The 20,993-nt window shown below is 32.5% G+C and carries 18 protein-coding genes; 5 read left to right on the top strand and 13 right to left on the bottom strand.

The annotated features are described in order from the left end of the window. Nucleotides 1–67: 67 nt before the first annotated feature. Together NNL09_RS04800 and NNL09_RS04795 are read left to right on the top strand one after the other, a co-directional pair. Entirely contained in the window at nucleotides 68–1,924 is a 1,857-nt protein-coding gene (locus NNL09_RS04800) for a M56 family metallopeptidase (protein ID WP_231389158.1), read from the top strand. Between the two features lie 116 nt (nucleotides 1,925–2,040). After that, nucleotides 2,041–3,141, top strand: a complete 1,101-nt coding sequence (locus NNL09_RS04795) for a DUF4407 domain-containing protein (protein WP_025663468.1) — start codon at nucleotides 2,041–2,043, stop codon at nucleotides 3,139–3,141. A 242-nt stretch (nucleotides 3,142–3,383) separates the two neighbouring features. Here the strand turns inward: NNL09_RS04795 and NNL09_RS04790 are convergent, their stop codons facing one another. Further along, a complete protein-coding gene (locus tag NNL09_RS04790) occupies nucleotides 3,384–5,591 on the bottom strand; it encodes a leucine-rich repeat domain-containing protein (RefSeq protein ID WP_025663467.1) in 2,208 nt (735 codons plus the stop codon). A gap of 427 nt (nucleotides 5,592–6,018) precedes the next feature. Here NNL09_RS04790 and NNL09_RS04785 point away from each other — a divergent pair, with 427 nt between their 5' ends. Continuing rightward, on the top strand, nucleotides 6,019–7,665 hold the full coding sequence (locus NNL09_RS04785) for a helix-turn-helix domain-containing protein (RefSeq protein ID WP_196909283.1): 1,647 nt from the start codon (nucleotides 6,019–6,021) through the stop codon (nucleotides 7,663–7,665). Between the two features lie 132 nt (nucleotides 7,666–7,797). Next, entirely contained in the window at nucleotides 7,798–7,977 is a 180-nt protein-coding gene (locus tag NNL09_RS04780) for a hypothetical protein (RefSeq protein WP_196909282.1), read from the top strand. 58 nt (nucleotides 7,978–8,035) lie between these two features. Here the strand turns inward: NNL09_RS04780 and NNL09_RS04775 are convergent, their stop codons facing one another. The 5 genes from NNL09_RS04775 to NNL09_RS04755 form a co-directional block, all read right to left on the bottom strand. Continuing rightward, on the bottom strand, nucleotides 8,036–9,283 hold the full coding sequence (locus NNL09_RS04775) for an FAD-binding oxidoreductase (RefSeq protein ID WP_196909281.1): 1,248 nt from the start codon (nucleotides 9,281–9,283) through the stop codon (nucleotides 8,036–8,038). An 81-nt stretch (nucleotides 9,284–9,364) separates the two neighbouring features. Beyond that, entirely contained in the window at nucleotides 9,365–10,375 is a 1,011-nt protein-coding gene (locus tag NNL09_RS04770; RefSeq protein ID WP_025663463.1) for a 4-hydroxyproline epimerase, read from the bottom strand. Continuing rightward, on the bottom strand, nucleotides 10,368–12,098 hold the full coding sequence (locus tag NNL09_RS04765) for a DUF885 family protein (protein ID WP_196909280.1): 1,731 nt from the start codon (nucleotides 12,096–12,098) through the stop codon (nucleotides 10,368–10,370). The genes NNL09_RS04770 and NNL09_RS04765 overlap by 8 nt, the downstream gene beginning before the upstream one ends. 39 nt (nucleotides 12,099–12,137) lie before the next feature. After that, entirely contained in the window at nucleotides 12,138–13,721 is a 1,584-nt protein-coding gene (locus NNL09_RS04760) for an aldehyde dehydrogenase (NADP(+)) (RefSeq protein ID WP_196909279.1), read from the bottom strand. Nucleotides 13,722–13,811: 90 nt separating this feature from the next. Further along, nucleotides 13,812–14,738, bottom strand: a complete 927-nt coding sequence (locus tag NNL09_RS04755; RefSeq protein ID WP_025663460.1) for a dihydrodipicolinate synthase family protein — start codon at nucleotides 14,736–14,738, stop codon at nucleotides 13,812–13,814. Nucleotides 14,739–14,873: 135 nt separating this feature from the next. Between NNL09_RS04755 and NNL09_RS04750 the strand changes: the two genes are divergently transcribed. Next, nucleotides 14,874–15,734, top strand: a complete 861-nt coding sequence (locus NNL09_RS04750; protein ID WP_025663459.1) for an AraC family transcriptional regulator — start codon at nucleotides 14,874–14,876, stop codon at nucleotides 15,732–15,734. Nucleotides 15,735–15,746: 12 nt separating this feature from the next. On the opposite strand, the gene NNL09_RS04745 is transcribed toward NNL09_RS04750, so the two are convergent. The 7 genes from NNL09_RS04745 to NNL09_RS04715 form a co-directional block, all read right to left on the bottom strand. Further along, complete coding sequence (locus NNL09_RS04745; RefSeq protein WP_196909278.1) at nucleotides 15,747–17,048, bottom strand: phytanoyl-CoA dioxygenase family protein; 1,302 nt, start codon at nucleotides 17,046–17,048, stop codon at nucleotides 15,747–15,749. A 176-nt stretch (nucleotides 17,049–17,224) separates the two neighbouring features. Then, nucleotides 17,225–17,590 (bottom strand): cupin domain-containing protein, encoded by a 366-nt coding sequence (locus NNL09_RS04740; RefSeq protein ID WP_109098046.1) that lies wholly within the window; start codon nucleotides 17,588–17,590, stop codon nucleotides 17,225–17,227. Nucleotides 17,591–17,669: 79 nt separating this feature from the next. Continuing rightward, the gene (locus NNL09_RS04735) at nucleotides 17,670–18,083 is read right to left on the bottom strand and encodes an OsmC family protein (RefSeq protein ID WP_196909277.1); all 414 of its coding nucleotides are present in this window, start codon (nucleotides 18,081–18,083) and stop codon (nucleotides 17,670–17,672) included. Nucleotides 18,084–18,095: 12 nt separating this feature from the next. Beyond that, complete coding sequence (locus NNL09_RS04730) at nucleotides 18,096–18,701, bottom strand: TetR/AcrR family transcriptional regulator (protein WP_196909276.1); 606 nt, start codon at nucleotides 18,699–18,701, stop codon at nucleotides 18,096–18,098. Nucleotides 18,702–18,901: 200 nt separating this feature from the next. Next, nucleotides 18,902–19,342 (bottom strand): carboxymuconolactone decarboxylase family protein, encoded by a 441-nt coding sequence (locus NNL09_RS04725; RefSeq protein WP_196909275.1) that lies wholly within the window; start codon nucleotides 19,340–19,342, stop codon nucleotides 18,902–18,904. Between the two features lie 63 nt (nucleotides 19,343–19,405). Beyond that, complete coding sequence (locus tag NNL09_RS04720) at nucleotides 19,406–19,981, bottom strand: Crp/Fnr family transcriptional regulator (RefSeq protein WP_196909274.1); 576 nt, start codon at nucleotides 19,979–19,981, stop codon at nucleotides 19,406–19,408. A 63-nt stretch (nucleotides 19,982–20,044) separates the two neighbouring features. Then, entirely contained in the window at nucleotides 20,045–20,986 is a 942-nt protein-coding gene (locus tag NNL09_RS04715) for a threonine/serine dehydratase (RefSeq protein ID WP_196909273.1), read from the bottom strand. Nucleotides 20,987–20,993 lie beyond the last annotated feature (7 nt).

Below are 20,993 nucleotides of genomic sequence, written 5' to 3'. Positions count from 1 at the left end.
AATAAAGTCATCTCTTTGTTTGGTGCTATTATGGTCTTTTTACAGGCTATTTTTAGAACGAGAGAATATGCATCATTTTAAAAGGTTTTACCTTCTTTTTAGCTTGATTTTTGCATACACGATCCCTCTGGTTACTATTACTTATGAAACAGATACAGTACTTAATCAAGAAAATATTCAACAACCTGTAAATCATCTAATCCTATCAGATAATGTACAGGTAGAAGCCACGTCTTCAGACTATTTTTCGACAATTATATGGATCGTTTATGGTATAGGTGTTTTGATTTTTGCAATTAGATTTATAAAAAATATATACCATTTGATTAAGAAGGTAAGAAGAAATGAAAACCTGAAAGAGTCCTCACATATTAATGTGCTACTCACGAATTCTATTATTCCGCATACATTTTTGCATTACATATTTGTTCCTAAAAAAGAATTTCAGAAAAAAGCTATTCCGCAAGAAGTATTATTACATGAGAAAACTCATGTACAACAAAGACATACTTTAGATATTCTGTTTGTAGAGATTTTTCAAGTGATTTTTTGGTTCAATCCAATATGGTTTTGGTTAAAAAAATCAATTAAGTTAAATCATGAATTTCTTGCAGATCAAAAAGTATTGAAGCAACAGTTTTCAATACATCAATATATGGACCTACTCGTTAATTATCCAAACAGTTCTCATCAAGCTGTATTAGCGAGCCCTATCAATTATTCATTAACCAAAAAACGAATCGTTATGATGTCACAACAATTTTCTAAAACTAAAGCAACAACTCGATTGTTGCTGTTTCTACCTATCCTTTTAGGATGTATTCTTTTGTTTAACAATAAGATGGTAGCTCAACAAAAAAGTACTACAATCAGCACTACCGTAGCACCAACTCACCCTGATAAAAAAATGAAAATCAGAGTTAGTGGAGAGCAAATTAACATTAATGGAATTACCACTGATTTATCTGGTGTGGCTGCCGTTATTGATAATGCTACAAAACAGTGGAAAGACCATGAGTTAACAGAGTTTCAATTTAGTGTCAAACTAGAAAACACGAATGATAAGTTTCTCAAAAAACTCAATAAGGTATACCGAAAAACAAGGTTATATAAAGCTAATCCAGATGGGCATGATCTTATTCCACCTTCACCTCCAGCACCACCAAAAATGAAAACGAGTGTCGTTCCTGGACCTCCGCCTTCTCCTAAAGCACATAAAAAATTAAAAGCTCCAAAGCCTCCAAAACCGCTTAAGGCGCCAAAAGTGTCAAAGCTTCCGAAAGCACCTTCTTATTCTCGGGCAGAACTTGAAGAACTTGAAAGAGAAGCAGAACTTATAAAGGAAGAAGTAGAAAGAGAAAAAACTGAACTCGCAGAACTGGCAGAAATAGATAAAGCTATCGCTATTGAACGAGCAGAGGAGGTAAGATATGAAGCAGAGCAAGTAAAAGAAGAAATAGCTGACTTGGCAATAGAGAGAGCAGAAGCATCAAGATATAAAGCAGAACAAGCAAGAGCTATAGCGATGGAACGAGCAGAGAAAGACAGGTTAATTGCTATGGAAGAATCGAATAGAGCCCGGGAGCAATCTTATAAGATTAGAGAAGAAGCCATGAGAAATGCTGAAAGAGCAAGATTTGAAGCCGAGAAACAAGCAATGATTCATGCAAAAATGAGTAGAGCAGAAGCAAAACAAGTTATGGAGCAAGCCGAGAAAGTAAGAGCTATGGCGAGAGATAATGCAGAGAAATCAAGAAAACAGGCAGAAAAAGCCCGCAGAAAAGCTATGGACGACGCGAAAAGAGCTCGTGATGTGGTAAGAAAAGAGGCTATTAAAGAGAGAAAAGAAGCGAGAAAACGTATACAAGAAGTTAGAAAAGAACAACAAAAAGCTCGGGAAAAACAACAAAAAGAGAATAATTAACGTATCCAGTTTTCCGATAGTTTTAAGAACGAAAACTCCCTACAGGGAGTTTTTTTATGCAACATATCGCTATAAACCAGCGTTATACTTATTATCAATCAAAAAACCCTTAGATGATGTTAAAACGTTTTTTTATTTTATGCTCCGGCGCAGATGCCGATATATTAGCAGATAGTTCTGATGGAGAACAGAATAAATATGCTGGTATTGGGGCAACAGTTTTCTTTACAGCAGTAATGGCTTTTATTGCTGCCAGTTATGCCCTATATACCGTATTTGATACTTATTTTACTGCTATCTTCTTTGGTTTAATCTGGGGGTTACTGATCTTTAATCTGGATCGGTTTATTGTATCCACTATTAAGAAGAAGGATAATTTTATGGATGAACTCCTACAAGCTTCACCAAGAATTATTTTGGCCATAATTATTGCAGTTGTCATTTCTAAACCTTTAGAATTAAAGATTTTTGAGAAAGAAATTGATCGAGTTTTACTCGAGCAAAAGAATGATTTTACTTTAGCGAATAAAGAGCAAATCGCAACACAATATACCCCGGCTATTGCTACAATTGATTCTGATATTAATACACTTAAACAGGAAGTAACAACCAAAGAAACCGAGGTTAACGATCTTTATGAAACTTATATTGCTGAGGCAGAAGGAAGAAAAGGTACAGAGATTATTGGAAAAGGACCTGTATATAAAGAAAAACGCGAGAAACATGATGCAGCTTTGGCAGAATTAGCCCAATTGAAAAAAGCGAATGCAGAGAAAATAGCTGCATTAGAAATTCAAAAAACAGAATTGACTGCCGAGTATGATAATCAAGTGACAACATCTCAACCTATTATTGATAATTTTGATGGATTAATGGCTCGAGTAAATGCTTTAAATGAGTTACCCTGGTTACCTTCATTTTTTATCTTTTTATTATTTCTTGCTATAGAAACCTCACCTATTTTCGCAAAATTATTCTCTCCAAAAGGAGAGTATGACTTTAAATTAGAAGATGTAGAAGGTGAAATAAAAACATGGGTTGCTCAGAAAGAAGATCAGCGAAAAGTACTATTAGAGACAGATCATACGATTAATGATAGAGTATATGGTGATCTTTCTGAAGAAGAGGAATTATATGCATATAAGAAAAAGATTGCCCGAGAAATGATGAAAAAACAGCAAGATGCTTTTTATAAAAAGCAAACGGGCATTTTATAAATTTGGTACTTCTTAAAATAAAAATAGACCTCACAAGCTTATACTATGGCTTGTGAGGTCTGTTCGTTTAACAATGTTTTATATAAGAAAGATAGGCTATACTATCTGTAGAAAAAAAGGTTGTGAATATGTATTCTTCATTTTATGACAGGTGTTTTGTACTTCTAACTCAACCTATTTCCCTGATCATTTACAAATAATAGCGAATAACACAACCTCTTTTCTTTAAGTAGTATAGAGATTTAGTTTTTAATAAATTTAGTTGTTAATAACCCTTTACTAGATTGAAGATGAAGAATATATTGGCCAACAGGTAATCCAGTAACATCAATCAAAACAGAATTAAGACCCATTAATATATCATTTGTGCCTTTTGGAATTGGAGCAGCAAAAGGATCTTCTTTTATAAGTTCGTCTCTAGGATCAACGATAAATTTAACAACTACTTTTTTTACAATTTCTCCAGAAAGCCTTAGTATAGTTACAGTAGCATTACCAGTAGTTAAAGGGTCTTTAGGAGTTATTGCTAAATAGTTACTTGCCGGATTTGGCGAAAGTATAAAGTGATTATCAAAGGCACTTGTTTTGGTAGGTTTACAACTAGTATTAACGTTACATTTAGAGTACCCCAATGTAAATCTTATATAGTTGTTAATCTCGTTTAAAAAAGATACCGAATTAACACAAACAAAATTTAGTTTTGGGCATCCATCTAAGTAAAGACGTCTGGCATGATGAACTACCCCAGAGAAATGCTGGTAACTTTGGTAAAAAGAATGATTTCCTGTTAGATATGCTTCTCTTAGATTTGGATTGTTGCTAATGTTTAACTTATTTACAGATTTACAATTTCTAATATCAATTTTGGATATTAAGTTTCTACTAACATCCACAGTTTCTAAATTAGTATTTGATGTAATATCTAATGTAGTTATTTGGTTATTAGACAATCGTAGTACTTGTAAATCTACACTACTGTTTAGAGATATTTGCAATAATTGGTTGTTATCAAGAGTAAGATAGCGTAGTAGAGTCTTATTGCTAAGATCGATTGAGGTTAGCTTATTATTGGCTAGATCTATGGTGTTTAGTTTATTGTTTTTACTAAGGTTTACAGAAGAAATTTGATTGTTTTTAAGAAGAAGAACTCTTAAGTTAACAAAATATTCAATCCCAATTATATTACTAATGTTTTTATTTTCAAGATTGATAACACCTACCTTTTCTGCTTCGTCTACAGAGATTTGATTATCACCGTCAATATCATACTTTGATACGAGTCCAGCTTTAAAATTAGGGTCATTAAAATTAATGATTTTAGAAGTAGGAGCTAAGCTACAGTCACTACTAATAACACAATTATAACCTAATGCATCAACTCTATTTTGTATGTATGCAGTATCAGAATAATATTTGTGTAAGCAAATAAATTCTAGTTTTGGGCATTTATCGATCTTAATATATTTACTTAGGTATCGATGAGTTAAAAACATGGTTTTTAACTCACTATTGTCACTAACATCCAGGTTAACTATTTTACAGTTTCTGGCATCTAGTTTAGTTATCTTGTTTTTTGAACAATATAGATAAACGAGGTTGATATTTTTAGAAAGATCTATTTCTGTTAAAGCATTAGAGCCTATATCTAACCTTTCTAGATTTGAGTTTCCGGTAAGATTGATAGACGTTAGTTTATTTTTCTCAACGTTTATACGTCTCAATGTTGAAGTTACAGGCAGTTTTAAACTAGTTAACAGACTTTCTCTTACATCTAGATGAGTAAGCATTGTATTTTTAGAAGCGTCTATGGTGGTTAGTAAGTTGTTACCTATATTTAATTCATCTAATTTTGTGTTTTTAGAAACATCTAAGCTTGTTAATTTATTTCCCCACACATATAACCTAGTTAGATTTAGGTTTTTGGTACTATTTAATTCTTCTAATTGGTTAGTCCATGCATGAAGTATTGATAATTTCGTATTACTATCAATATTAATTCTTTTAAATTTATTATTGTATATTTTTAATTCAAATAATATCGCATTTTTAGATACATCCAATTGTGCTAATTGATTGCTATTTGCATCCAATCGTTCTAATTGTGTACACCCCGATATATTTAAATTAGTCAACTGATTTTGACCAACATCCAAGTATTGTAATTTTGTGTTTTTTGTTAGATTTAAAGAGGTTACCTTATTCTTAGGAATAGTAAGGTGTTTTAAATTTATAAAATGTTCTATTCCAGTAAGATTTTGAATATTCTTATTTATAGCTTTTATGGATAAAGCTTTTTCTGCTTCTTGCTTACTTATGTTTGCATCATTATTGGTATTTATTGATGATGCTAGTAAAGCATTTTTAAAATTAGCATCAGGAATATGAATATTTTGCGCATAAGAGGTTAGGGTAAGGCATAGTAGTATACCCAAAAAGATAATTTTTTTCATAAGTACGAATGAGTTAGTTTTAATTTGATAAATAGTTAATAGAATTTGTTTTTTAGGCTTTGTATTGAGGATGTTTTTTTGATTATTTATATCAAATTTTGTGTAGATCTTGCTGGCTTATTTGAAACAAAGATAAAGGTGGAAATTGCACTATAACAACAAGAGTAACTTAGGATTTATAAATCTTGATCAGTATATTTATAAATCTTAACCATTGTTTTTAGCTTCAAAATGCTTTTTATCAGAAGGTTTGTTTTTTTTAAGAAAGTTTCATGATTTGTTATTAAAATCATACTCTATTTATATGGTTATCCCTTATCTTGTCAAGAATTTTTAACTATTCACTTTGAATATAAGAATGAAGAATATTTATAGTATTGTTTTAATTTTTATAAGTTTCACCTTTCTCCATGGTAGAGGAGTAAGTATGATAACGAAAAACAGGATTAATGAAAAACAATATTCAGTTTCGGATTCATTAACACATAAAACATTTGATGAATTACGGTCACTTTTTATTAAACACTATAAAGACTCTGTTTTAGTTAAAAAAATATCGAATACATATCTTACCAGAGCAAAGAAAGACAAGGATAGTATTGAGATAGCAAATGGATATCAAATATTCTTTGAAATGAATATAAATAATCCAAAAGCAGCTTTGGCATACACAGATTCTATGATTGCCGTTACCAAAGTCGTAAAAAATGAATTCTACCCTGCAAGAGGTTATCTTTTAAGAGGCTATCTTTTACAAAAATTAGAACGATATAATGAAGCTTTAACTTCCTATTTAATTTCGAAAAAACATGCAGAGATCAATAATAATATTGGTCATATCATTGCTATAACACATAATATTGCAATACTCAAGACCATCTTAGGAAAAGATGAAGAATCTTTAGAAATCTATAAAAAAAATTTAGACCTCCTATCGACTCAGGATACTATTGGTAAATTTAGGTCACATTATATAGCTACTCTCTGTAAACTGTCGGATAGTTATAATTTGTTTAAAGAATATGATACTGCACATTTCTATTTGAAAAAAGGGATTACATCGACTCTATCAGGAGATATCCCACATTTTTATTCTGAGTTACTTTCATCATACGGAGTCAATAGTTATTATAGAAAAGAATATAACATAGCACAGGATAGTTTAAAAAAGTCTCTATCTCTTTCCAAAAAGACTCCGTATACCAATATACTTATTACCTATTTATATTTAGGAAAAACACTACTAGAACTAAAACAGGAAGAAGAGGCTATTGGGTATTTTAAAAAAATCGACTCTGCGGTACACGTTTCTAATTATATATTAGAAACCAGAGAAGCATTTACATTACTTATAGATCATTATAAGAAGAAAAATGATAAAGCGAATCAGCTAAGAATCATGGAAAAATTGATAAAACTAGATAGTAGTTTTTCTGTAAAGTATAAAAAGCTAAATATAGATATAGTAAAAAAATATGATAACGTACAACTTATCAAAGACAAAGAACGATTAATAGATAGTATTAAAAATCACAGTAGAACAACTATAAACCAGTTATGGATTTTTGGTGTATTAACTATCGTATTGATAAGTCTGGGGTATTTATTTTATTACAAAAAAAGAAAGAAAAGCTATGAGAAAGTATACCAAGAAAAACTTCTAAATGCAGAACATCTAAATAAAAAGAAAACGCAGAAAACAAAAGATATTGAAATCGCACCAGAATTAAGAGATGATATTTTAAAGAATTTAGAAGAGTTTGAGAAAAATAAAACTTTTTTAAAAAATGGTTTAACATTAGCTATAGTTGCCAAAAAACTAAAAACAAATTCTACATATTTATCCAGAATTATCAATATGGATAAACAAAAAAACTTTGCCAACTATATTAATGATTTACGTATTGAATATTGTATACAACAAATAAAAAGTAATAAAAAATTTAGACACTATTCTATAACATCTATGGCAAAAGAAGTAGGCTTTAATAATATTCAGTCTTTTGTTAAGGCTTTTTATAAACAAAATGGATGCAATCCTGCTGAGTATATAAAAGAGTTTGATAGTGAATAGGTTACAAGAATGGCGTGCTTGGTAAAACAACTACATATTTATAAATCTTACCTAGAACATATAAGAAATGTATATAACAATTAATGTTTGTTGGCTACATTTACATTATAACAAATTTCAAATTAACTCATCATGAAAACGAATAAGAAAGTAAAACTAGAATTTAAAAAAATGAATGTAACCAAACTTACCGATTCTAATATTGCCAGAATAAAAGGAGGAAATAAGGATGATCTTGTTAAAGTTGACGGTACAGATGGTAGTTTAATATCTCGTATTATAAATGGCGCGAATCATTCATGCAATAGATAATAAGATCTTATTATTTATAAAAAATAGAGACCTTCTTTGACTATAGAACCATCTTTGATTAAAACTTACGATCGGGATGATAAGCTTCTAAACTCAAAGAAGGTTTTTGATCAGAAATAATTTCTGAAACCAGTTTCCCTGTAGAGGTCCCCATAGTCCAGCCCATCATAGCATGCCCGGTAGCAATAGTAAGATTGTTGCAAGTACTAGACTTACCAATATAGGGTAGCCCATCTGGAGAAACCGGCCTAAGACCAGATGTAGCTGCTTCTTTCTCTGCATTAGAAAGTTTAATATCGGGATAGTATCGCTGCGTGGCATTTGCGATAGTTTCGACCCTCACCTTATTAATCTTATGGTTAATACCCGCTATTTCCATAGTACCGGCAAATCTGGTAAATCCTTGCATTGGGGTTACTGCAATTTTAGCTTCAGTTAGTATAGCCGGCATGGTTATTCCTAAATCTCTTTCAGTATTAATACGATATCCTTTTCCGGCTTCCAGTAACAGTTTGATTCCTAGTTTTTTGCTTAGTAAATTTGACCATGATCCTGCCGCTAGTACAAATTCATCTGCTGTGTATGATGTATTCTTAGTACGTATCGAAGTAATTTTATTGTTTTGTATACTAATATCTTCTACCTTTTCATTTTTGCGAATCGTTACCCCAGAAGCTTCAAGAAAAGCTTTCATTTCATCCATAAAGGTTTGCGGGGTAGTATGCCAATCACATTCATACAGTACAGCTCCTTTTGCTTGCAATTGTACATTGGGTTCCATTTGTTTTAATTCGTCAAATGAAAGCTCTTTTACGGGCAATCCTTCTTTGGTTGCCATCTTGCCGACATGAATTTCTTCTTCGAGCATTTTTTCGGTTTGGCAGACCATTAAAAGCCCTTTTTTTTCTAACTGAAACGTAAAATTTTCATCAGATCTGATTTCAGAATACAAATCTCGACCTAATACTGCGATATCTTTTATGGCAGCAATACCTTGATTTACATTTTTTACCGAGCAAGATTTGTTAAATGCCCATGTCCAACGTAAGAAATCCGAATTGAGACGGGGTTTTATAAATAATGGGCTAGTAGGGTTAAACATCCATTTTAATCCTTTTTTCATTACACCTGGTGCTGCAAGAGGGATGATATGACTTGGCGAAAGATAGCCTGCATTAACGTAAGAAGCACCAGAATCCATAGCAGATTGATCAATTACAGTAACATGATGCCCTTCTTTATGTAAATAATATGCAGAACATAATCCTATGATTCCGCCTCCTATGATAATAACTTCTTTGCTCATAATTGTAATACACTTAGACAAGCTTAGTGTGATATTCTGTTGTGTTTACTTAGTATTTTATTACGTCTTATTTAGTGTTGGCTAAATAACCTGAAAACCATGTGCATATGGATCATCTTCATCATCAATAATGATAGTATTGTATCCATAAACTTTTGCCCAGCCCTGAATACTTGGGATAATGGCTTTTATGTCACCTAATTGTGTTTCTTCTTCGATTCTACCTATGAATGTACTTCCGATAAAACTTTCATGAACGAATTCTTCTCCTTGTTGTAGTTTTCCTTTGGCATATAACTGTGCTATTCTTGCAGAGGTTCCTGTTCCGCAGGGAGAACGATCAATGGCTTTGTCTCCATAAAAAACAGCATTTCTACCCGACGAATCGGGATTGATAGGATCTCCTGTCCAAAGCATATGGCTTACATCTCTAATCGTATCATTTTCTGGGTGAATAAATGCATTAGGATATTTTTTGTTAATACGTTCTCGTACCACTTGAGAATACTGGATTAACTTACTTGCTGTAAAATCATGAACCCCGCTAAAGTTTTTTTGAGGATCTACAATGGCATAAAAATTTCCACCATAGGCAACATCAAAAACGAGTTCACCTAATTCTGGGCATTCTATAGTTAAACCTTCTGCAGCTAGATATGATTTTACATTTTTGAGTTTTACCCAATCTACTTTTTTATTGGTTTGTTGGTATTCTATTTCTACCAATCCTGCTGGAGCTTCCATTCTAATTTTTCCAGGAGTTTTGGGTTGTATCAATCCTTCTTCTATAGCTATGGTGATGGTTCCAATAGTGCCATGACCACACATAGGAAGACACCCAGAGGTTTCTATAAATAGAATAGAAAAATCATTATCGGGATGGTGGGGTTCGAATAAAAAACTACCACTCATCATATCGTGTCCTCGAGGCTCATACATTAGCCCTTTTCTTATCCAATCATAAGTGGTGAGAAAATGTTGCCGTTTTTCACTCATCGTTTTTCCAATTAGATCGGGTCTACCTGTTGTAACTACTCTTACTGGGTTTCCACAGGTATGAGCATCGATACATTTAAAAGTGGTTCTAGCCATTTTTTGTTTTTTCGATATAAGTATTAATTCTATTTTCTAAAATTGAAAGCGTAACTGTACCTTGCTCAAGAACGACTTCATGAAATTCGCGGATATCAAATTTATTTCCCAATGCAGTTTCAGCTTTTTTACGCAATTCTCTAATTTTTAATTCACCAATTTTATAAGACAAAGCCTGGCCTGGCCATGAAATATATCGATCGGTTTCTGTATGTATTTCATGTAATGATAATGCTGTATTCGAAGACATAAAATCTATGACTTGTTCTCGTGTCCATCCTTTTGCATGGATTCCTGTATCTACTACCAAGCGACATGCTCGCCACATTTCATAGGTTAGTTTCCCAAATTGCTCATAAGGAGTAGTATACATTCCCATTTCTTCTGCCAGAAACTCAGCATATAATCCCCAGCCTTCTCCATATGCAGATAGATATAGATCTTTTCTAAATTGTGGTATGCTATCTCCTAATTCATTGTTTAAACTACCTTGCAAATGATGCCCGGGTACAGCTTCATGTACGGTAAGCGACGGTAGTGTATATAGTGTTCTGCTTGGTAAATCATAAGTGTTTACCCAATAATATCCTGGATCGGTACTATTGGCTTCTGTTCCTACATATCGACCACTGGTGTATTTTGGAGCAATAGCATCTGGTACAGGGGCTACCCCATATGGTTTTCTGGGTAATGTTTTAAAAAAACGAGGTAGCTGTTCATCTGCTCGCTTAGCCATATCTCGGGCAATCATAAGTAACTCATCTGGTGTTTTTGCATAGAATTGCTCATCGGTACGAAGAAATTTAAAAAAATCTGAAAAGCTACCCTGAAAATTAAGCTCTTTTATGATGATCTCCATTTGCGCTTTTATTCTGGCAACTTCTTTTAATCCGATATTATGAATCTCATCTGCAGTATATGTAGTGCTTGTAGTATAAAAGTTAATCCTGTTTTGATAATAAGCTTCGCCATTTGGAGTTTGAGATACACCAATAGTAGTTCTTGTCTTAGGTAAATATTCGGTTTCAAAGAATGTCTTTATTTTTTTAAACTGAGGAATAACCTTGTTTTTAATTACTTCTTCGGCTGCATTACGTATTGAATCCTTTTGAGTCTTTGTTAGTATTTCTGGCAAGCTTTTAAAAGGAGAATAAAAATAACTGTTTTTAACACTATCAACGATATGGTCATTATATGTTGATTCATATCCTTTAAAAATGACTCTTGGTTGAGAGACTCCTTTTTCAAGACCTTCTCTTAGGTTTATAAAGTGCTGATCAACAAATTCGGGTATTGCATTAAGTTTATTTAGGTAATTTTTAGCCTGTTTGTAATTGGCCAATGGCCTAACCATATAATTGAGATTGCTATGAAATCCAGAATCAGATAATAAGGGATTGAGATAGGCTTCAAACTCATAAAAATCAACAGTTCTTTGTAAAGTAAATTTTAATAACTCAAGAGATATTTTATCAGTTTCTTTAAGTAATGTAGCATCAATACCATTTAGTTCTTCTATCTTTTTTTGAGCAAAATCAGCTTCTTTTTTGAAATACTCTTTGGTAAAAAGACCTAAAGGATATGCCTTTTCATCATACCCTTCTCTTTCATCAATTTCTGTAATAATTTGATGTAATGAAGCCGATGGGTCTTTCTGTTTTTGTTCTTTACAGCTAAAACAGAAAAACAATGTTAGAATTGCTATGATTTTAAAAAATTTCATGCTAAACGAGTATTATTTTTTTAATATTAATTCTAAAAATTAGATTTTAGAATCTGTATGCTTACCATTAACTAGTCTAGAAATCCCTAGAGGATTTTCATTTTTAAGTTCGTTAGGTAATAAATTATTAGGCCAGCTTTGGTAGCTAAATGGGCGTACCCATCGTTTAATAGAATGAATACCAACTGCTGTAAACCTACTATCTGTTGATGCAGGATATGGACCACCATGTAGCATAGATGGGCATACTTCTACCCCTGTAGGAACGCCATTAAATATGATTCTTCCTACCCTGTTTTGTAATGCATCAATTACTGTATTGTATTGTAGTGCTTCTTCACTTTCTGCAATAATGGTTCCTGTGAGTTGCCCTTCTAAGGTATTAATTATGATTTCTAATTGTTCGATATCCTGGCATTGCACAACCATAGAGAATGGCCCAAATACTTCTTGATGTAAGGTTGTGTTTTCTAAAAATGTTTTTCCTTCTACTGTAGTAACTGTTTGTCTTGCATAATTTACAGCAACATCACTATCAAGCTCTGCGGTGACAGATAGTCCATTTTGTTGTAATGCATTTGTTTTGTTTCTTTCAAAATTTCCAATAATGTTGGGATGCAACATACAGGAAGGTTCAATTTTTACAATTTCTTCAGAAAGTGTCGTTATAAAATTAGTTAAGGCTTCTCCTTTAACACCTATAAGCAAGCCAGGATTTGTGCAAAACTGACCAGCTCCTAGCGTTATTGATTTTGCATAGGTTTTAGCCAAATCAACTCCTTTTGTAATTGTTGCTTCAGGTAATAAGACTACAGGATTTATACTTCCCATTTCTGCAAATACCGGGATTGGCTCTGGTCGTTTTGAAGCTAAATCAAATAAAGCTCTACCTCCTCTAATACTTCCTGTAAAACCAACAGCTTTTACTGCAGGATGTTCTACTAATTGAACACCTACTTCAATTCCTGAGCTATTTAGGTTAGAAAATACTCCATTTGGCATTCCTGTTTTTGTGGCTGCTTTGATAATTGCGGCAGATACTAATTCTCCGGTTCCTGCATGCATAGGGTGTGATTTTACAATAACAGGACATCCTGCAGCAAATGCAGCGGCGGTATCACCTCCGGCTGTAGAGTAGGCTAGAGGAAAATTACTTGCTCCAAAAACAACAACAGGTCCTAGAGGAACGAGCATTTTACGAATATCCTGCTTAGGAATAGGACTGCGATCCAAATTGGCAGTATCTATAGAAGCTTCTACCCATGATCCTTCGGCTACCAAATCAGCAAAAGTTCTTAATTGTCCTATGGTTCTACCTCTTTCACCTTTTGCTCTTCCTTCTGGTAAACCAGTCTCTGATCTGTATGTTTCTATTAGAAGATCATCTAAAGCCAGAATCTCATCAGCAATTGCATTTAAAAATTCTGCTTTTTTAGCGCCAGAAACCTTTCTGAAAATTTCAAAAGCTTCTGAAGCTAATGATACAGCTTTTTCGATTTCTTCTTCTGAAGCTTCAAAAAATGTATGTTCATTTTCAATATTCAACTTAGGGTTAAAAGTCGTGTAGGTTTTACTTCCTATAGCCGAAAGTTGATTTCCTATATAATTTTTGCCTGTTATCATAGTTTCAAAATGATTTAATGTGAAAATAGATCAATTTCTAATGAAAGAATGATGTTGTCTTTATTATTTTTTGATACATCACTTTAAAGACTAATCTATTAATTCAATGTTTTTGTATTTGGGTAATTGTGGTCTTGTTTTTAGGCCGGTTTCAATAATTTCTAATACTTTTTTACGTTCATCTCCAACGAGTGGTAGCCTGGGTGGGCGCACATACTCTGTGCCGATTCCGGTAGCTACTTCTGCCAGTTTTATATTTTGTACTAATTTAGGGTTTATGTCTAACTCCAGCAAAGGTAAAAACCAACGATAGATTGCTATAGCTTCTTTAATCCGACCAGCTTTCTGAAGTTCATAAATAGCTACAGTTTCTTCTGGAAAAGCATCTACTAGTCCTGCAACCCAACCATCTGCACCCATCAGTAAACTTTCGAGAGCTAATGTATCTACTCCACTTAGAATTTTTAATCTATCACCAAAGCGATTTTTAATTCGTGTTATATTAGAAATATCTCTTGTAGATTCTTTTACGGCCTGTATATTATTCAATACTAATAGCTCTTCAAACATATCCAAAGAAACTTCTATCTTATAGTCTACAGGATTATTATAAATCATTATGGGCAGATCTGTACTTTTGGCTACTTCTTTAAAATACACTACAGTTTCTCGATCTCCTGCTTTATATCGCATTGGTGGGAGCATCATCAAACCACTAGCTCCATCTTCTTTTGCTTTTTTAGCAGCTTTAATCGCTCCTTTTGTCGTTTGTTCTGCAATATTAATGATAACCGGAACTTTGTTTTTAACGATATCAACAGTGGTTCTAACCAAAATTCTTTTTTCGTCATCACTTAATGTACTTGCTTCGCCTAAGGTCCCGCCCAGTATAATTCCGTGAACTCCAGCTTTAAGTTGTGCATTGATATTAATTTCAAACATTTCTAAGTCTAGTGTATCGTCTTTTGTGAATTTTGTAGTCACTGCAGGCATTACACCTTTCCAATCTATAGCCATATTTAAATTTTTTCAAAGATATTATGAAAGCGATGAAAGATACATTGAGAAATTATCTATATCTGATACTATATTACCTTTTATTGTTAATATATGCATAATTATGATTAATATTGATTCATAGATGAATTAGAAATGAAAGCGTTACCCTTTAAAATACCGAAATCCTCGACTGACACCTTAATTGTTCAGGAAGATAAGGAAGTTGTCTTTTATGATAAATTTCATCAGCATGAGGAGATACAGATATCGATCATAATATCGGGAGAAGGGAGTTTAATTGTTGGAGATACGATCACCGATTATAAAGCGAATGATATTTTGATTTTTGGGAGTAATGTTCCTCACGTATTAAAGAGTGCTTCTTCTCCTATAAAGTCGTATATGATTTCTCTTTTTTTTACCAAAGAATCCTTTGGGAATTTATTTTTTAAACTTCCTGAGTTTAATGATTTATCGGGGTTTTTTAGAAATTCGGTATATGGGATTAGGGTGTTTTCTAAAAAAGAAAAATTAAAAAAACAGTTTTTGAAAATTGTTGAGAAAAAAGAAAAATTAGATCGTTTTACCATTTTTTTGAAGATCTTAAAAATACTGAAAACATCAAATATCAAAACCATATCATCGTTCATTTCAAAAAGAGCATATACCGATAATGAAGGAAAAAGAATGGCTAAAGTTTTTCAGGTGGTAATGAATGAGTTTAATAGAGATTTTTCGCTAAAAGAGGTTGCTGATCTAGCAAATATGACACCTAATGCTTTTTGTCGATATTTTAAGCAACGAACCAATAAAACCTTCTTTCAGTTTTTGATCGAGGTACGAATTGAGAATGCATGCAGGTTAATATCGAGAGAATTGGATATCACTATTTCTGAAGTTTCTTATCGGAGTGGCTTTAAAAACCTCTCTAATTTTAATAGAAAATTTAAGGAAATAAAAGGGATGACACCTTCTGATTATAAAAAAAGATTACATGAACCGAGTTTTAGTTAATTTTGACTTCTTTCAGGACGAGGGATATTCTGCTATAATATTATTAGTTTTTGAATGTTTAGGGTTACCACATACAGGGATAGAAGGTTCTTTATGTACATTATACGGAATACCACCACTTTTGGTTGGTAATACAGAAGTAGATTCATGTTTAAATATATGAACATCTGATCGAGTATATCTTCCTGCCAAAGCAAGACGCACACGGTCATTAGAAGTATTTGCATACGACGCATGAGTATTTAAAGAAGTAAAAATAATTGCCTCACCTGCTTTCATTTCCAGGTCTCTAATAATAACATTCTCAAAAAGAGATGGCACTTTTTTTTTAATTTTTTCGAATACTAGTTGTGCTTTCTTGAAATTACCTGTAGTATACCAAATTGTTTTTAAGGTTTTGATAATTTCTGAGTAGGGCAGGGACATTAGATAACCAGATAAATCATCTTGGATATTCGTTACAATTCTTTCGAAACGCCCATCCCGAAATGAGCCTTCTATCATACGTAGGCATCCTGTCTCTTTATTGGTATCCCGTAGAGCAATCCATACAGATAGTTGCGCAATTGCAGGGTGTGTAGGGTGAGTGGGTTCTAATTTTGGCTTTTCATCAGATTCTCGAAATGTACCCGTTTGATGCCAAAATGTACCTTCCTGGTCTGGCTTTTTTTCAAAAAACTGGGATCTCCAACATAATAAATCATCACCCAGAATACTTTGAAGAGGTTGTGATAGTTTAGGGTGTACTAATACATCCCAAAGCCTTTTGTATTTTGATCCCTGAAAAAACCCCAGATAATTAATAGAGTAATCACCAGATGCTTTTAACGAGCTCAAAATATCTTCACCAAATAGAGTAGTTTTGTGAAAATGTTTTCTAAATAGGTCATCACTTTCATTCGCAAGATTTTCGGCTTCTATAGTGTCTAATACGCGAAATGGCCCATGAATACCACTATTTATAAACTTGTCTATTTCTGGTTGCGTAAGGTAATGTTGTCCAAATTCTTCTTTTCTTTTATTTCCTAATATGTCAAATTCACCTAAATCCTCATCAATATTAGCGAGTAAATTAAAGTTTTTACCCAATACGAATCTGATAGGTTTAATGATAAATTTAAATATGGTAATTAAAATAGCAGCAGTATGTACTTTTAGTTTCTGCAGCAAATTTAATTTTGTTCTTGCCCAGTAATTATTTAGGCTTTCATAGCCATTCATCATAAAATTATCTTTGGTATTCACTTGCTTTATTACTTTGTTAGCGCTATTATTAATCCAATAATCAGACACAATGGAGAAAAAAGATAGCATCTAATCTACTAAATTTTGCTTGTTTTATTCGTTTAAAAACTTCAACATATTTAAAAATCCCCCTTAAGCTATCAATATAAAAACAGGAGAGATGATCCATTTTTCATATTTCTGGAGCCATTTAGGTAATTCATAAATTATTTTATACTATTAGTTTTGAATTTAGAATAGACTTTTCATGATTCTAGTTGTTGTTCTTTAATATTTTTAGTGATTTCGGAGTTTACTTTTCCTGTATGTGCTGTCGTTTTGTTTTCTATTAGCATGATTTTACATTCCTCTGTCGAAGAAACTCTATGATTAATACCTCGTTTTACAATAAACAAATCTCCTTGATTCATGACAAAAGGGTCTTGCCCTTCTACTTCAAAAAGAAGGCTTCCTTCGATAATGTAGAAGAGTTCGTCTTCATGCTCATGGTTATGCCAGGGTACTTTATCACCTTTTATTTTTGCGAGCTTAACGTAAGTATCATTAACTTCTCCAATTATTTTTGGAGAGAAATAGTCTGTAATATCTTTAAATTTTTCTATAAGTTTCATATCCTCTTTATTTTAAATTATTGAGATTAATCATATTACATTTAAACATTGTGCTGGTATGAATAATCTTTTTCATCTTTTATTTTTGATGTACTTTAAACCCCATCCCTTCTTTAATAGTATTAATTGATATACAACCCATTTCTGCAATTTTGAGTAACTTTTTAAAAACTACTGGATCACTGCATTTTTTATAAGATACATCAAGGCGTATATCTGTAAAACGTTTGGGTAAATCTTCGCTTTTAGTTGCGATAACATCAACCTGAAATCCTTCAATTTCGAAACTTCTGGATTGTGCTGCAGCAAAAAATGTACTACAAAAACAGCCACCAATACCTGTCAATAAGTATTGACCTCCCATTAACCCATTACCGCCACCACCTTGACTTATAGGTCGATCTACAATAACTTTTATAGTGTCATTGTTTAATTGCATTGCTGTATTTGATATTTGTTCTAGTGTTATTCGAATTGCTTCCATTTCATTCATCTAATTAAAAAATTATGCTAACTGCTCTATATAACTTTTTACAGCTATAAGATATTCGTCTAATATTTTATCATTATTATATACTTTTCTAATACCTCTTACCCCTTCAAAAGCACTTATCAGAAAAATGGCTGTTGCCGATGTGTCAACATTTTTTCTAATTTCACCTTTAATTTTGCCTTGCTCTAATAGATTGACCATAATCTCCTGCCAATGATCAATTATATCCCTAAGCATTTCCCTGAATGAATTTTCTGAATACCCAATTTCATTAATCAAGTTATTAGCAGGGCAACCTAAATCTTTTTCCAAATCAGAATACCCCTCGATACGTTTGATAAAGACATCACATAACAATGGTATTACGGGTGCGTCGTCCGGATTTTTGAGAGGCGCAACCATTCTTTCATAGACTCTTTTCCTTACGGTAAGATCAATTACTTTTTCCCCAATATTTTTCTTGCTATTAAAATGATGATAAAAAGCACCTTTAGAAAGCCCTGTGCCCTTTATGATTTCAGGAATACTAGTCTTGTTATAACCATGCTTGTAGAATAGTTCAAAAGCACTATTGATGATCAAATTCTGAGTTTCTTTGGATTTGATTTTTTGGTTCATATGACAAATATACAAAAAACATTCTTATCGGTATGTTTTTAAAACTCATATTGCTTAATTAATGTTGAGAATGGCTGTTATTCTCAATGTTACTTGTATATTCTAAAATAAGTCACAAAAAGAGATAGCGATTTGACTTTATAATCAAATCGCTATCGTTTTTATGAAGTGTTATGAATATTATGTGTACTAAAGACGAGTTATTGATCGATAGGTTTATGAGTGCTTATTGCAATTCTGTTCCATGCATTTATATTTATTATCGCCATTATTATTTGGGATACATACTTTTCATCAAAATTTTCAATAGCTTTTTGATATGTTTTGGTTGTTAATCCCTTATTATGGATCATTGTTACTTCTTCGGTAACTTGTAGAATAACCTTTTCTTCTTCTGTAAATATATCGGTTTCCTGCCAGGCATCAAGTAAAAAAATACGTTGTTGGGTTTCTCCGTTTTCAAGGGCGTCCTTGGTGTGCATATTTATGCAAAAAGCACAGCCGTTTAGTTGCGATACTCTTATGTTTATAAGTTCTTTATGAATATCACTTAACTGGCTTTGTCTTACATAATTTCCAAGGGTATACATGGCTTTATATGCTAAAGGCTCGCTTACATCAATTTGAATTCTTTTTTCCATTGTTTTAGTATTTGAATTTGATGTAAAGGTATTTGCTGTCGTCAAGAAAAAACTTAAACTGGTTTAAGAACGTTTTTTATTTCTGATTTCGCTTACATATTCTGGTGTAAGTCCTAAAAAAGAAGCAATTAAATACTGCGGAACTCTTTGGGCAAATTCGGGAAAATGTTCTGTGAAATGAAAATAGATTTCTTCTTTAGAAAGATCAAGTAAATACTTCGTTTTGATCAGAGATGCTCCGTACGAAATTTGATAAATTACTCTAAAATACTTTTCGAGTTTTGGGAATTCGTATAATAACTCTTCTTGCTTTTTGTAAGAGATAGTAAGGATTTTTGTGTTTTCGACTGCCTGAATATAAAAGCCTGTTATATTTTGGTTATGATAGGCCAAAAAGTCTGTCATCCACCAATTCTCAATGGCAAATTGAATAGTTCGTTCTGTTCCTTTATCGTTGATATAAAACATCTGAAGGCACCCATTTACTACAAAATGATTGAAATTACATGTATCTCCTGCCTTAACAATAATTTCTTTTTTGTTTACGCTACGCAAATCAAAGAAAGTTAGTATTCTTTGGAAATCTTTTTCGTCAATTTTGACAAACTTGTTGATATGTTCAAAAAATTGCGTAGCCATTTTATTTTCAATACTAAGTTTGCTAACTACTTCATTAAAAATGGTAGATTTTTTTCTTATTGGTTAAAGACTAAAAGGTAATTGATTTAGATCAACATTTCCTCCTGAAATAATAATACCTATTTTCTTATTTTTAAAAATGTTTTTCTCTTTTAGCATAGCTGCCAATGCCACAGCAGAAGATGGTTCTGAAACAATTTTTAAGCGTTCCCAAATTAGTCTCATGGCCTCTACAATTTCTTCTTCTGTAACTCGTGTTATCTTTTTTACATATTGCTGGATTATAGGAAAATTTTTATCTCCTAATTGTACCCTAAGCCCATCTGCAATAGTATTTGTAGTCAAATTAGATTCGATAACTCCGCTTTGTAAAGATCGATATGCATCATCAACTTCAAAAGGTTCTCCTCCAATTACAGTACAATCATTTCCAAAATGAAGAGCAGATAAAGCTGTCCCTGCAATTAAGCCTCCGCCACCAACTGGTGTAAATATGTAATCTAAATCAGGTTGTTTTTCTAACAGTTCTTTACAAGCTGTTCCTTGTCCTAGGATAACGTTAATATCATTATAGGGATGCACAAAAGTAGCTCCTTCTTTTTGTGAGATTTCTTTGGCTGTATTTTCTCTTGCTACTAGTGTAGGTTCGCATTCAATGATATTTCCTTGATAACCTTTAACCGCATCTTTTTTAACTTGAGGGGCATTAGAGGGCATTACGATAAATGCTTTGATGCCCAATTTTAGAGCTGCAAGAGAAAGTGCTTGTGCAAAATTCCCTGAAGAATGTGTAACGACACCTTTTTGTTTCTGTTCTTCGGTAAGTTGCATAATTGCATTTGTAGCTCCTCTCATTTTAAACGCTCCTGTTTTTTGAAAGTTTTCACATTTAAAATAAAGAGTTGCTTCTGCTATTTCATCAATTAATTGAGAGCTAAACACGGGTGTTTTATGAATATATGGCTCAATTCTTTGATGAGTTTGAATCAGGTCTTCTTTCTGCATAGGTTTA

Origin of the sequence: Aquimarina sp. EL_43 (genome assembly GCF_943422735.1) — a bacterium.
GTDB classification, from domain to species: domain Bacteria; phylum Bacteroidota; class Bacteroidia; order Flavobacteriales; family Flavobacteriaceae; genus Aquimarina; species Aquimarina megaterium.
The sequence above is the reverse complement of the archived record's forward strand: the minus strand, read 5'-3'. Positions and strand labels throughout refer to the sequence as shown.

What these genes read in the sequence shown, in the direction of transcription:
- NNL09_RS04720 (WP_196909274.1), bottom strand. Translation starts at nt 19,981, where the DNA reads ATGGCTACGCAATTTTTTGAACATATCAACAAGTTTGTCAAAATTGAC.
- NNL09_RS04730 (WP_196909276.1), bottom strand. Translation starts at nt 18,701, where the DNA reads ATGAACCAAAAAATCAAATCCAAAGAAACTCAGAATTTGATCATCAAT.
- NNL09_RS04800 (WP_231389158.1), top strand. Translation starts at nt 68, where the DNA reads ATGCATCATTTTAAAAGGTTTTACCTTCTTTTTAGCTTGATTTTTGCA.
- NNL09_RS04715 (WP_196909273.1), bottom strand. Translation starts at nt 20,986, where the DNA reads ATGCAGAAAGAAGACCTGATTCAAACTCATCAAAGAATTGAGCCATAT.
- NNL09_RS04760 (WP_196909279.1), bottom strand. Translation starts at nt 13,721, where the DNA reads ATGATAACAGGCAAAAATTATATAGGAAATCAACTTTCGGCTATAGGA.
- NNL09_RS04745 (WP_196909278.1), bottom strand. Translation starts at nt 17,048, where the DNA reads ATGCTATCTTTTTTCTCCATTGTGTCTGATTATTGGATTAATAATAGC.
- NNL09_RS04790 (WP_025663467.1), bottom strand. Translation starts at nt 5,591, where the DNA reads ATGAAAAAAATTATCTTTTTGGGTATACTACTATGCCTTACCCTAACC.
- NNL09_RS04755 (WP_025663460.1), bottom strand. Translation starts at nt 14,738, where the DNA reads ATGGCTATAGATTGGAAAGGTGTAATGCCTGCAGTGACTACAAAATTC.
- NNL09_RS04735 (WP_196909277.1), bottom strand. Translation starts at nt 18,083, where the DNA reads ATGAATGAAATGGAAGCAATTCGAATAACACTAGAACAAATATCAAAT.
- NNL09_RS04750 (WP_025663459.1), top strand. Translation starts at nt 14,874, where the DNA reads ATGAAAGCGTTACCCTTTAAAATACCGAAATCCTCGACTGACACCTTA.
- NNL09_RS04775 (WP_196909281.1), bottom strand. Translation starts at nt 9,283, where the DNA reads ATGAGCAAAGAAGTTATTATCATAGGAGGCGGAATCATAGGATTATGT.
- NNL09_RS04785 (WP_196909283.1), top strand. Translation starts at nt 6,019, where the DNA reads ATGATAACGAAAAACAGGATTAATGAAAAACAATATTCAGTTTCGGAT.
- NNL09_RS04780 (WP_196909282.1), top strand. Translation starts at nt 7,798, where the DNA reads ATGAAAACGAATAAGAAAGTAAAACTAGAATTTAAAAAAATGAATGTA.
- NNL09_RS04725 (WP_196909275.1), bottom strand. Translation starts at nt 19,342, where the DNA reads ATGGAAAAAAGAATTCAAATTGATGTAAGCGAGCCTTTAGCATATAAA.
- NNL09_RS04740 (WP_109098046.1), bottom strand. Translation starts at nt 17,590, where the DNA reads ATGAAACTTATAGAAAAATTTAAAGATATTACAGACTATTTCTCTCCA.
- NNL09_RS04765 (WP_196909280.1), bottom strand. Translation starts at nt 12,098, where the DNA reads ATGAAATTTTTTAAAATCATAGCAATTCTAACATTGTTTTTCTGTTTT.
- NNL09_RS04770 (WP_025663463.1), bottom strand. Translation starts at nt 10,375, where the DNA reads ATGGCTAGAACCACTTTTAAATGTATCGATGCTCATACCTGTGGAAAC.
- NNL09_RS04795 (WP_025663468.1), top strand. Translation starts at nt 2,041, where the DNA reads ATGTTAAAACGTTTTTTTATTTTATGCTCCGGCGCAGATGCCGATATA.